Source organism: Pseudomonas sp. (assembly GCF_032058845.1).
GTDB lineage: Bacteria > Pseudomonadota > Gammaproteobacteria > Pseudomonadales > Pseudomonadaceae > Aquipseudomonas.
Map to the genome: position 1 here is coordinate 22,398 of NZ_DAMCCR010000043.1, position 10,601 is coordinate 32,998.

Here is a 10,601-nt window from a genome sequence, read left to right on the forward strand (position 1 = left end):
AGCGTTAACCACGGACGACCAGCGGATCTGGTTGGAGAACGATGGGTGTCGCCGTAGAGCAATAGCCGAATAGCCTGATCAGCAAGCGGCGATTGTCTTTGACTGTATCCCTGCCATGAAGGGTTCGGGTGTTGTCTATCAACAGTGCCGAGTCAGGCTGCAGGACATACTCCAGTGGTCTTGAAGATCCAATTAACGTGTGCAATGACCTGAATGCATCGGTGACAAGTTTGCTGGAATGAGGAATAGGTGAATGTCTGTAAGCACTAAAGCGTATGGCAAACCCTGATTGGCTGTCAGGTTGAAGTATTGACCCGGGGATGGATTTCTCATTCGGTGCCGCTGTCAGGCACTCGCTTCGGGTATACATGAACGAGGGGGATGCAAGAGAGAGCGCCTCAATCCCGTTCAGCCGCTCCACGACAGAAGGCAGAGGAAGGATGCGCGTTGGCTCGTTCAGGATGTTCCAACGAGCAGTCAGGATCAGTGAGCTGGGGGCAGGTGAATGGCCAGCCTCGGGTTTGATGGCGCAATAATAGGGTGGTTCAGTGTGCAGGCCGAGGCAGACTCCAGCGTGTGAACTCAGCTCCACCTGATCTGTGACCTTTTCGTTCGGCAGTGATACTCGGCCACCGCCTTTGAAGTTTCCTACTAGTCGAACCTGCTTGCTTTGATTGTCAATATCGAAAGCAAAGGAGCGGTGTTGCACTAGATTAAGGAGTATCTGGTTTCGCGAAGCGAGGTATAGCGTTGCAAGGTCGCGTTTCAAGTCACTGAGGGCTGGCAATTGATCAGGGGTGTGATCCGACTCAATGATCTTCATCTTTTGGAAATACAGCGCGATGCCAAAACCTGCTACGAATGTGTCGACTGCGGCACGCTGAGTGGCATCCAGCTTTTTGTAAAGCGCTGCGGCCCATCTTCTTGCAAGCACTGCAGTTCCTTGGGTGTCAGGCCCACCGTGGACGGCCAGGTGTTTGCAGGCTCTATCAAGCAAACGCGCTTGATGACTGTTGAAGTGGAGAGCGGTTGGGTCTGCACTGATCATGGAATACCTAAGGTCGGTGGTTATTTTTGTGGGCCAACGCAATTAGATAAAGCCAACAAAGTGGATCAAATTTCTCCATCAACTGATGCAAGACCCTTCCATTCTGTCTGTAGGGTGAAGATTGGGTGGCTGTAGGAATTGCCCTTTTGCCCCTCGGTGCCCCCAGGGTTGCACTTCCCGGAGCGGAACCCGCAGAATGTTCGCCTTCCTCTATCAACTCTCCGGATCTGCTGACTCTATGCGAATGCGCTTGATGCTGTTGGGTGGTGGCAATGCCCTTGGGCAAGCGCTGATTCGCCTGGGGGCCGAGGAAAACATCGGCTTCCTGGCGCCGCGGCCACCCGAAGGTGGCTGGGATGCGGCCAGCCTCACGCAACTGCTGGACGACCATCGCCCCGACGCGCTGGTCAACCTGGCGTACTATTTCGACTGGTTCCAGGCCGGCGCGGTCAGCGATCAGCGACTGGCACAGCAGGAGCGAGGCGTGGAGCGGCTGGCGGAGTTGTGCCAGCACCACCAGATCACCCTGGTGCAACCTTCCAGCTACCGCGTGTTCGATGGCTCACGGGCCACGGCTTACAGCGAGAAGGATGACCCGGTCCCACTCGGCCAGCGCGGCCAGGCCTTGTGGCGTATCGAGCAGAGCGTGCGCGCAACGTGTCCGCAGCATGTGCTGCTGCGCTTCGGCTGGGTGCTGGATGAAAGCCTCGATGGATTGCTGGGGCGTTTCCTCACCCGTGCCGATCAGCCCCACGAGCTGCTCCTGCCTGATGATCGCCGGGGCAACCCGACGCCGGTGGACGACGCCGCGCGAGTGATCCTGTCGGTGCTCAAGCAGCTCGACTGCGCGTCCCCGCTGTGGGGCACTTATCACTACGCCGGCAATGAAGCCACCACGCCGCTGGTGCTGGGGCAGGCGATTCTTGCCGAAGCGGCGCTGCGTCATCCGCTGGCCATTCAGGTGCCGACGGCGGTAGCCCATGCCGCCAGTCACGATGCCAGTGAAGAACCGCAGAATGCGGTGCTGGCCTGCAAGAAGATCCTGCACACCTTCGGCATCAAGCCACGCGCCTGGCGCGCGGGGTTGCCGCCTCTACTCGAGCGATTCTACCGAAATGTCTGACGCGCCCATTCTGGTCACCGGCGGGGCCGGGTTCATCGGCTCGCACCTGTGCGATGCCTTGCTCGACGGCGGCTACCACGTGCGTGTGCTCGATGACTTGTCGACCGGCAAGCGCTGCAACCTGCAGCTGCACCATCCCCGGCTTGAGCTGATCGAGGGTGATGTGGCTGACGCGGGCCTGGTGCGGGAGGCGGCCGAGGGTTGTTGCGCGGTGGTGCACCTGGCGGCCGTGGCCTCGGTGCAGGCCTCGGTCGAGGACCCGGTGAAAACCCACCAGAGCAATTTCATCGGCACCCTGAACGTGTGCGAAGCCATGCGCGTGCACGGTATCCAGCGTGTCGTGTTCGCCTCCAGCGCGGCGGTGTACGGCAACAATGGCGAAGGCCAGGCCATTGCTGAAGACACCCCCAAGGCGCCGCTCACGCCCTATGCCGTCGACAAGCTGGCCAGCGAGCAGTACCTGGACTTCTACCGTCGCCAGCACGGTCTGCAGCCTGTGGTGCTGCGCTTTTTCAATATCTTCGGCCCACGCCAGGATCCGTCCTCGCCGTACTCCGGGGTCATCAGCATCTTCAGCGAGCGGGCGCTCAAGCAATTGCCCATCACGCTGTTCGGTGACGGCGAGCAGACCCGCGATTTCCTCTACGTGGGGGATCTGGTGCAGGTGATGCTGCAGGCGCTCGCCAGCGACGAGGTGCATGAGGGTGCGGTGAACATCGGCCTGAACCAGGCCACTTCGCTGAACCAGATGCTGGCAGCGCTCAAGGATGTGCTCGGCAGCCTGCCCGCCATCACCTATCAAGCGGCACGCTCAGGGGACATTCGGCATTCGCGCGCCGACAACAGTCGCCTGCTGCAGCGCTTCACGCTTGATCAGCCTACGCCGCTGGTCGAGGGGCTGCGCCACCTGCTGGGCATGGCTTGAGTCCAGGCGCTGCATGAAAGGGCGGTGGGCGGCGCTGAATGCGGGCGCACGTCTCCAGCGTCGGCCCTGAGCGAGCGGCACCCCAAACCTGTGCAGCGCGCCTCTAGTAGCGCCAGGTTCGGCCACACGCAGAAACGACAACGCCCCACACCTGGCGCAACCAGGGTGGGGCGTTGTCTTGAGCGGCTAGATCAGAACTTGTAGCCCAGACCCACCATGTAGACCCACGGGTCGACTTCCACGTTGACCTTGGTCTTGCCCACGCCCAGCGCGCTTGGGCCGTCGATGGTGGCCTTGGTGTTGATGTCGACGTACCAGACGGCGGCGTTGAACAGCAGGTTGTCGGTGATCATGTAGTCCATGCCCAACTGGCCCGCGAGGCCGACCGAGTCTTGCAGCTTCATGTTGCTGAAGCCTTGTTGCTTGCGCGAGCTGCTCAGCTCTTCATCGAAGAACAGTGTGTAGTTCACGCCGATGCCCGCGTAGGGCTGGAACTTGGACGAGGCTTCCATGGGGTAGTACTGCAGCGACAAGGTCGGTGGCAGCTGCTTGATATCGGCCAGCTTGCCGTCGAGGCCGCCGCCCAGGCCCTTCACGCCCACGGTGTGCTTGAACGGGGTGGCCGCCAGCAGCTCGATGCCGACGTGCTCGGTGAGCATGTAGGCGAATGCCAGGCCAAGCTGGGTGTCGGTGGTCAGTGTGGCCTTGGTGCCGGAGACCTTGGCGCCATCGAGCTTGAGCTCGCCGCTGTCTTCGTTGGGCGCCGTGGTGATGGCGCCGGACCGCAGGATGAAATCGCCAGCCTGGTAAGCATTGGCAACAGGCGCTGCCAACGCCAGGGCAACGAGCGAGGCGCCGAGCAAGGACTTGTTCATGGGTGCTCCGAAAGGACGTGATGAAGTGAGTGGCGCCATGGTACGGAGCGGCCCGCAGAGAAAGGTTGACGCAGCTCAACAAAGCTTTCTGAACGGATGGCAATGGGCCTACTTCAATTCATACGCGTAGATCTTTTCGGCCTCCATCTGATAGCCGGACGCCGCCAGTTCACTGTTGATGGCGGCCACCTTGAGCGTGCCCTCGATCCAGTAAGGCTGGTAGAGGTCCTCGATGCGCACCCCCATCTCGCTGAAGATGTGCACGATCTGGTTCGACGGCGGCGGCGGTACGTGAATGCAGGCGCCGTAGTAGGGCACCAGCAGAAACTCGGTGGTGCGGCCTTCCTCACTGACCTCCAGTGGCACGATGTAGCCCGGCAGCTTGATCAGTTGGCCATCGAGCGCCTTGACCACCGGTGCATCGGGTGCCGGCTGCCGGGCTGCGGGTGCGGACTCGGCAGACAGCGCATCGCTCAGCTGCGACAGGTCGTGCAGCGGCGCCAGCTGCGGCTCGATGATCGGCGCGCCCTCGGGGATCAGCGCCGGCCAGTCGAGCTCGCGTGGGTCGCTTGCCCAGGCCATGCTCGCCAGCAGGACCAGCATCAGCGGGCAGACGCGGCACGCTGACAGGCGCAGGCGGCCGCTGGCCCAGGCACGGCTTGGCTCAGGCGACCTCATAGGTGAATCGACAAGCCGTCGGCCAGCGACTGCCGGTAGGCGCGCCAGGCCGGCACGCTGCCCATCAGCAGGGCTGCGCCCAGGATGATCGCCAGCAGTGTCCATTCGTGCGTGCTGGGCCACGTCAGGGGCAGGTACAGGCCATAGTTGGCCTGCACATAGCCTTGGGCCAGAGCGATGCCCGCATACAGCAACCCCAGCCCGGCGACGATACCGGCGACCGCCAGCGCCAGCGCCTCGAGCACCAGCAACCCGGCGATATGCCAGGGGCGGGCGCCGACCGAGCGCAGAATGGCCATCTCCCGACGGCGTTCGTTGAGGCTGGTAAGGATTGCGGTGAGCATGCCGATCAACCCGGTCAGCACCACGAACAGCGAGACCACGAACAGCGCCTGCTCGGCGGTGCCCATCAGGCTCCACAGTTCTTGCAGCGCCACCCCCGGCAGAATGGCCAGCAACGGCTCGCTGCGGAACTCATTGATTTCCCGCTGCAGCGTGAAGGTGGCGATCTTGTTGTTCAGCCCCAGCATGAAGGCAGTGATGGCCGCAGGCTGCAGGTCCATCGCCCGCGCCTGATCGGCGCTGATGCGGCCGGCACCACGGGCCGGCACGCCGTTGTGCCAGTCGACGTGGATGGCCTCCATGCCGGCCAGGCTGATGTGCAACGTACGGTCGACCGGGGTGCCGGTGCGCTTGAGGATGCCGACCACGGTGAACGGTTTGTCGTCATGCTTGACCAGGCTGATGGCGGCCACACCGTGGGCCAGCACCAGGCTGTCACCGAGCGTGTAGTGCAGGGCGTCGGCCACTTCGGCGCCGAGCACGACCTCGAACGGATCGCTGGCAAACGCGCGGCCCCGAGCCAGGGCGAGGTTCTGCCGGTGGCCATACTGATAGTGCTCGAAATACGCCTCGCTGGTGCCCAGCACGCGGTAGCCGCGGTGCGAATCGCCCAGGGAAATCGGGATCGCCCACTTCACGCGGGGATCGTTGGCATAGTGCTGGAAGCTGTCCCAACGGATGTTGTTGGTGGCGTTGCCGATGCGAAACACCGAGTACAAGAGCAGGTTCACCGACCCGGAGCGGGCGCCGACGATCAGGTCGGTGCCGCTGATGGTGCTGGCGAAGCTGGCACGCGCTTCGGTGCGCACACGCTCCACGGCCAGCAGCAGGCACACCGACAAGGCGATGGCAAAGGCGGTGAGCAGGGCGGTGAAACGCCGGTTGGCCAGGCTGGCCAGGGCTAGACGAAGCAGGTACATCAAGCCTCCTGAGGCGTGCTGGCGCGGTTGAGTTCGGCCAGCGACAGGCTGCGGTCGAACAGCGCGGCGAGGCTCTGGTCATGGCTGACGAACAACAGGCTGGCGCCGGCCGCGCGGCACTCCCCGAACAGCAGGCGAATGAAGGCCTCGCGGGTATCGGCGTCCAGCGCCGAGGTCGGTTCGTCAGCGATCACCAGTTCCGGCTGGCCGATCAGCGCGCGGGCCGCGGCGACCCGCTGTTGCTGGCCGATCGACAGGGTGTCGGCGCGGCGCACCTGCAGCGCTGGATCGCCCAATCCCAAATGATCGAGCAGGGCTGCGGCGGCCTGGGCGACGCTGCCGTGACGTTCGCTCGCCCGCTGCGCCCGGCTGCGAGAGAAACGACACGGCAGCTCGACGTTCTCGCGCACCGAGAGAAAGGGCAGCAGGTTGAACTGCTGGAAGATGTAGCCGGTGTGATCGACCCGAAAGCGGTCCCGCGCGCCTTGGCTCAGCGCGGCCAGATCCTGGCCGAGCAGCTGCACATTGCCGTGCTGCGGCCGGCTGACGCCGCCGAGCAAACCCAGCAAGGTGGTCTTGCCGCTGCCACTGGGGCCTTTGAGAAACAACGTCTCACCGCGCTGTAACTGAAAGCGCGGGATGTCCAACAGCGCTGGCTGGCCGGGCCAGGCGAAGCGCAGGTCGTGCAGGTCGATCAGTGGCGGGCTCATTCAGAACGCGACCACGGCCTTGGCGGGTGTGCTTTCAACACCTTTCTGGCCATTGGGGCCGATCAGCTGCACGTTGATTTTCTGCGTGGCGGGGAAGGTCTTGTACAGCGGGGCAAGGTCGACCTGCGTGAGTTTGGCGGGGCTGGCGCAGGTCAGCTGATAGTGCGCATGCACATCGGCGTGCTCGTGGCCGTGCTCATGGTCGGCATCATCGTCGTCATCATCATCGGCGTGCGCGGCATCGCCGAACAGCGGGCTTTCCAGTTCCTGCGAATCTTCCTTGCAACCGGCCGCCTGGGCCAGGCCGAACAGTGCCAGCGGCTGTTCGAGGGTTTGCCGGGCAGCGGCGACCTTGGCCTTGTCGGCGTCGCTGCTGGCGGCGTGCTCGAAGCCCACCAGGTTCATCGCCGGGCTGGTCAGTTGCAGTTCCAGGGTGTTGCCGTCGATCACCGCATTGAGGCTGGCAACGCCGTGTTCATGGGCCGCAAGGGTGCCATGGGCGTGGTCATGCTCGTCGTGGGCGTGGGCGTGGGCTACGACAAGTGGCAACAAGGCGAAAGGCAGGGCGAGCAGCAGACGGCGCATGGACGGCTCCAACGAGGATGACAGTGTGTTTCGCAATGTTATAACAGGTTTTGTCGCGAGCGAAAGCCTGCTTGGCGCACATTTCATGTCGTGGGAGCATGGGGGCATTCTTCCCCTTGTAGAGAGACCGAGCTTGTGAGAATTCGCGGACAGATCGGCCCATGGCCAGTGGACCTCAGCCTCGAGCTGGAGCCTGCCGAGTGGGCGCAGTTGGCGGGGGTGGTGCAGGTGCCCAGCGATGCACCGAGCGCACCAGCGGAGCCTGCGCGGTCTGCGCCCGTTGCGCAGAGCGACGAAGCCTTGAGCGCGGCCAAGCGGCTGCTGCAGGCAGAAGGCCCGCTCAACGGACCACAACTGCTGGAGCGTCTGGAAGCCTTGGGCGGTGGCACGGCGGGGGGCAAGCGCCTGTTGTTCAGGCTGCGCCATGCGCCAGGGGTAAAAGTGGAAAGTGTCGCCGATGCCCCTCTGTACCATTGGCTCGGGCCAGAGGGGGCGTGACTCAGTAGAGCAGGGCAAACAGCTTGCGGCGGTAGACGGTCACCAAGGGGTGATCGTTGCCCAGCAGCTCGAACACCTGCAGCAGCGCCTTGTGCGGCAGGCCTTCTGCGTAGCTGCGGTTGCGCTGGAACAGCTTGAGCAGGCCATCGAGCGCCGCCTCGTACTGCTGGCGAGCCAGTTGCTGGATGCACAGCTGGTAGGCGGCTTCATCGTCGGCCGGGTCTTGCGCCAGGCGCGCTTTCAGGTCGGCGGCTTCCGGCAGGCTGGCGGCCTGGCGCAGGAACGTCAGTTGCGCCTTGGCACCGGCCAGGGCGGCCTTGTGCTCATCGGTCTTGACGGCGTCGAGGACCGTTCCGGCCTCATCCAGCTCACCGCGTTCTGCCAGGCAGCGCGCGTAGAGAATCAGGCCCTGAGCATTGCTGTTGTCTTCGGACAGCAGTTGCTTGAGGGTGGCCTCGGCCTCGCTGAAGCGGCTTTCGGCAAACAGGCCCTGGGCATGCTCAAGGGGCGAAGCCGTTGGGGGCGGCGGCATCTGCACGTGCGGTTCAAGCATCGCGCGGATGCCGGACTCCGGCTGCGCACCGGCAAAGCCGTCGACCGGCTGGCCGTCCTTGAACAGCACCACGGTGGGCAGGCTGCGGATGCCGAACTGGCCGACGATCTGTTGCTCGACGTCGCAGTTGACCTTGGCCAGCAGCAGTTCGCCCTGATACTCCTCGGCGATTTTCGCCAGCAGCGGCATCAGCGCCTTGCAGGGCGCGCACCATTCGGCCCAGAAATCCACCAGCACGGGCTTGTGGAACGAGTTCTCGATGACCGACTGCTGAAAATCGGCATCGGTGGCATCGAAGATGTACGAAAGGTCTTTATCAAGCGCTTGGCTCATGGTGGTTCTCACTGCCCTGGAATCGACCCACTATAAAGGCTCGCGCCTCGCGTGGTACAGGCTGACTCGGCGGAATTCGTGGGGTTCGGCGAGGTCTGGCAAGGTCAGCGCCTCATGAGTGCCCAGGGGGCGATACAGCGGGTGGGTGAAGTGGCGTACCCGTGAATCGGCGACCAGTGCCTCGCGGCCGCGGCTGAGGAACTGGTCGAGCAGCGGCAGGTTGGCGCGGTCGTAAAGCACATCGGCCACCAGGATCAGGTCGAAGCGGTCGGCTTCGGCGAAGAAGTCGCTGCTGTAGCCCAGGGTCACGCCGTTGAGCTGGGCGTTGGCGCGGCAGGCCTCGAGGGCCAGGGGGTCGAGGTCGCAGGCCACCACTTCACAAGCACCGGCACGTGCTGCAGCGATAGCGGCGATGCCCGAACCTGCACCGAAATCCAGCACCCGTTTGCCGCGTACCCAGTCGGGCTGCGCGGCCAGGTGCCGTGCCAGGGCCAGCCCGCTGGCCCAGCAGAAGCTCCAGTACGGCGGCTCATCGAGGATGCGTCGGGTTTCATCCTGGTTGAATGCGCGGTCCATGTTCTGGGCGTCGAGCAGCCACAGTTGCAGATCAGTACCTGGCAGGTGGCTGACGCTCAGCCTGGCTTCGCCGATCAGGGCGCTCAAGGCTGCTTGCAGGTCCAGCACGGGCACATCAAGGCGCCTTTTCGAAACGCAGCGGGCCGGTGATCTGCGTCTGGGCCTGGGCGATGCGCAGTGAGTCCATGTGCAGGATCAACTGCCCGGACTGGCTGGCGCGCCCGCGCAGCTCGACCCGCGCGTTGGCCGGGAAGGCCTCGGGGTTGAAGCGCAGCTGGTAAGGCAGCGGTTGGCCGGTGCCCGTGAGGTTGCTGCTGGCGAGCAGGCGTTGCGGCCGGCCCTTGTCATCGATCACCAGCAACGCCAGCTCGACCTGAGCACCGGCCGGGATGTCCATCAACGAGCCACTCAGCTGGCGCTGGAAGGCGGGCAGCGGACCGGGGTCGTCCGGCAGTTTCTGGCTGACCTTCGCCGGTGGCGGGGCAGGCTGTTCGGGCTTGGGCTTGTCGCTGCCACAGGCAGCGAGCAAGGCAGCGCAACACAGCACAAGAAGTGCTCTGGGGTGCATGGGGTCATCCTTCACGGGCAGATTTCAGTGATGGTAAACCCTTTGGCTTGTCTTGCCAGTGGGATGCGCTACCATGAGGCCCCCTTTTTTCTGTTGCCTGCCACCATGCACTGTCCCTTTTGCGGTGCCAACGACACCAAGGTCATCGATTCGCGTCTGGTCGCCGAAGGCGAACAAGTGCGGCGCCGGCGTGAATGCCTCGCGTGCGGCGAGCGCTTCACCACGTTCGAGACCGCCGAGCTTGTGCTGCCCCGGCTGATCAAGCAGGACGGCACCCGCCAGCCCTTCGACGAAGACAAACTGCGCGCCGGTGTGCAGCGGGCGCTGGAAAAACGCCCGGTCAGCATCGAGCGGGTCGAGGCGGCGCTGGCGCACATCAAGCACAAGCTGCGCGCCACCGGCGAGCGTGAGGTCAAGTCGCTGGTGGTCGGTGAACTGGTGATGAGCGAACTGCGCAAGCTCGACGAAGTCGCCTACATCCGCTTCGCCTCGGTCTACCGACGCTTCCAGGACCTGGAAGAATTCCGCGAAGAGATCGACCGCCTGGCCCGCGAGCCTGCCAAAGAGTAAACATGCCCAGCCCACACCCTGCCCTCGACGCGTACTACATGGCGCGGGCCATCGAACTGGCCCGCAAGGGTCTGTACAGCACCCATCCCAACCCCCGCGTGGGGTGTGTGGTGGTGCGTGACGGCGAGGTGGTCGGGGAAGGCTGGCATGTGCGCGCCGGCGAGCCGCATGCCGAAGTGCATGCGCTGCGCCAGGCCGGCGAACGCGCGCGTGGCGCCTGTGCCTATGTGACGCTCGAACCGTGCAGCCACCACGGCCGCACGCCGCCGTGCGCCGAAGCGCTGGTGAACGCGGGTG

14 protein-coding genes are annotated in these 10,601 nt (G+C 64.1%); 5 read left to right on the top strand and 9 right to left on the bottom strand.

The genetic code is table 11. The features are described 5' to 3' along the window. Positions 1 to 4: 4 nt before the first annotated feature. On the bottom strand, positions 5 to 1,048 hold the full coding sequence (locus RT028_RS10440) for a hypothetical protein (protein WP_312934695.1): 1,044 nt from the start codon (positions 1,046 to 1,048) through the stop codon (positions 5 to 7). A gap of 238 nt (positions 1,049 to 1,286) precedes the next feature. On the opposite strand from RT028_RS10440, the gene RT028_RS10445 reads away from it, so the two are divergent. Continuing rightward, positions 1,287 to 2,171 carry a sugar nucleotide-binding protein gene (locus RT028_RS10445; RefSeq protein WP_312934696.1) on the top strand — a complete coding sequence of 295 codons (885 nt, stop codon included), beginning with the start codon at positions 1,287 to 1,289 and terminating at the stop codon, positions 2,169 to 2,171. After that, the gene (locus tag RT028_RS10450) at positions 2,164 to 3,096 is read left to right on the top strand and encodes an NAD-dependent epimerase/dehydratase family protein (RefSeq protein ID WP_312934697.1); all 933 of its coding nucleotides are present in this window, start codon (positions 2,164 to 2,166) and stop codon (positions 3,094 to 3,096) included. The genes RT028_RS10445 and RT028_RS10450 overlap by 8 nt, the downstream gene beginning before the upstream one ends. Positions 3,097 to 3,287: 191 nt before the next feature. Here the strand turns inward: RT028_RS10450 and RT028_RS10455 are convergent, their stop codons facing one another. From RT028_RS10455 to RT028_RS10475, 5 genes are all read right to left on the bottom strand, one after another. Continuing rightward, the gene (locus RT028_RS10455; protein ID WP_312934698.1) at positions 3,288 to 3,971 is read right to left on the bottom strand and encodes an OmpW family outer membrane protein; all 684 of its coding nucleotides are present in this window, start codon (positions 3,969 to 3,971) and stop codon (positions 3,288 to 3,290) included. 108 nt (positions 3,972 to 4,079) lie between these two features. After that, positions 4,080 to 4,574: a DUF3299 domain-containing protein gene (locus RT028_RS10460; RefSeq protein ID WP_312934711.1), complete on the bottom strand. Its 495-nt coding sequence runs from the start codon at positions 4,572 to 4,574 to the stop codon at positions 4,080 to 4,082. Positions 4,575 to 4,645: 71 nt separating this feature from the next. Further along, entirely contained in the window at positions 4,646 to 5,911 is a 1,266-nt protein-coding gene (locus tag RT028_RS10465) for an ABC transporter permease (protein WP_312934699.1), read from the bottom strand. After that, positions 5,911 to 6,621, bottom strand: a complete 711-nt coding sequence (locus RT028_RS10470; RefSeq protein WP_312934700.1) for an ABC transporter ATP-binding protein — start codon at positions 6,619 to 6,621, stop codon at positions 5,911 to 5,913. The genes RT028_RS10465 and RT028_RS10470 overlap by 1 nt, the downstream gene beginning before the upstream one ends. Continuing rightward, a complete protein-coding gene (locus tag RT028_RS10475) occupies positions 6,622 to 7,206 on the bottom strand; it encodes a DUF2796 domain-containing protein (RefSeq protein ID WP_312934701.1) in 585 nt (194 codons plus the stop codon). 135 nt (positions 7,207 to 7,341) lie between these two features. Between RT028_RS10475 and RT028_RS10480 the strand changes: the two genes are divergently transcribed. Next, positions 7,342 to 7,704, top strand: coding sequence for a hypothetical protein (locus tag RT028_RS10480; RefSeq protein ID WP_312934702.1), 363 nt, complete (start codon positions 7,342 to 7,344; stop codon positions 7,702 to 7,704). A 1-nt stretch (position 7,705) separates the two neighbouring features. Here RT028_RS10480 and trxA read toward each other — a convergent pair whose 3' ends face one another. The 3 genes from trxA to RT028_RS10495 are packed head-to-tail and all read right to left on the bottom strand — an operon-like array spanning position 7,706 to position 9,734. Then, positions 7,706 to 8,590: a thioredoxin gene (gene trxA, locus RT028_RS10485; protein WP_312934703.1), complete on the bottom strand. Its 885-nt coding sequence runs from the start codon at positions 8,588 to 8,590 to the stop codon at positions 7,706 to 7,708. Positions 8,591 to 8,620: 30 nt separating this feature from the next. Beyond that, a complete protein-coding gene (locus RT028_RS10490) occupies positions 8,621 to 9,280 on the bottom strand; it encodes a 50S ribosomal protein L11 methyltransferase (RefSeq protein WP_312934705.1) in 660 nt (219 codons plus the stop codon). Between the two features lies 1 nt (position 9,281). Next, entirely contained in the window at positions 9,282 to 9,734 is a 453-nt protein-coding gene (locus RT028_RS10495) for a YbaY family lipoprotein (protein ID WP_312934706.1), read from the bottom strand. A 105-nt stretch (positions 9,735 to 9,839) separates the two neighbouring features. Between RT028_RS10495 and nrdR the strand changes: the two genes are divergently transcribed. After that, the gene (gene nrdR / locus RT028_RS10500) at positions 9,840 to 10,304 is read left to right on the top strand and encodes a transcriptional regulator NrdR (RefSeq protein WP_312934707.1); all 465 of its coding nucleotides are present in this window, start codon (positions 9,840 to 9,842) and stop codon (positions 10,302 to 10,304) included. A gap of 2 nt (positions 10,305 to 10,306) precedes the next feature. Continuing rightward, the coding region (locus tag RT028_RS10505; protein ID WP_312934709.1) for a deaminase at positions 10,307 to 10,601 on the top strand (295 nt) is incomplete at its 3' end.

What these genes read in the sequence shown, in the direction of transcription:
- RT028_RS10455 (WP_312934698.1), bottom strand. Translation starts at nt 3,971, where the DNA reads ATGAACAAGTCCTTGCTCGGCGCCTCGCTCGTTGCCCTGGCGTTGGCA.
- RT028_RS10450 (WP_312934697.1), top strand. Translation starts at nt 2,164, where the DNA reads ATGTCTGACGCGCCCATTCTGGTCACCGGCGGGGCCGGGTTCATCGGC.
- RT028_RS10465 (WP_312934699.1), bottom strand. Translation starts at nt 5,911, where the DNA reads ATGTACCTGCTTCGTCTAGCCCTGGCCAGCCTGGCCAACCGGCGTTTC.
- nrdR (WP_312934707.1), top strand. Translation starts at nt 9,840, where the DNA reads ATGCACTGTCCCTTTTGCGGTGCCAACGACACCAAGGTCATCGATTCG.
- RT028_RS10445 (WP_312934696.1), top strand. Translation starts at nt 1,287, where the DNA reads ATGCGAATGCGCTTGATGCTGTTGGGTGGTGGCAATGCCCTTGGGCAA.
- RT028_RS10440 (WP_312934695.1), bottom strand. Translation starts at nt 1,048, where the DNA reads ATGATCAGTGCAGACCCAACCGCTCTCCACTTCAACAGTCATCAAGCG.
- RT028_RS10475 (WP_312934701.1), bottom strand. Translation starts at nt 7,206, where the DNA reads ATGCGCCGTCTGCTGCTCGCCCTGCCTTTCGCCTTGTTGCCACTTGTC.
- RT028_RS10495 (WP_312934706.1), bottom strand. Translation starts at nt 9,734, where the DNA reads ATGCACCCCAGAGCACTTCTTGTGCTGTGTTGCGCTGCCTTGCTCGCT.
- RT028_RS10460 (WP_312934711.1), bottom strand. Translation starts at nt 4,574, where the DNA reads ATGCTGGTCCTGCTGGCGAGCATGGCCTGGGCAAGCGACCCACGCGAG.
- RT028_RS10470 (WP_312934700.1), bottom strand. Translation starts at nt 6,621, where the DNA reads ATGAGCCCGCCACTGATCGACCTGCACGACCTGCGCTTCGCCTGGCCC.
- trxA (WP_312934703.1), bottom strand. Translation starts at nt 8,590, where the DNA reads ATGAGCCAAGCGCTTGATAAAGACCTTTCGTACATCTTCGATGCCACC.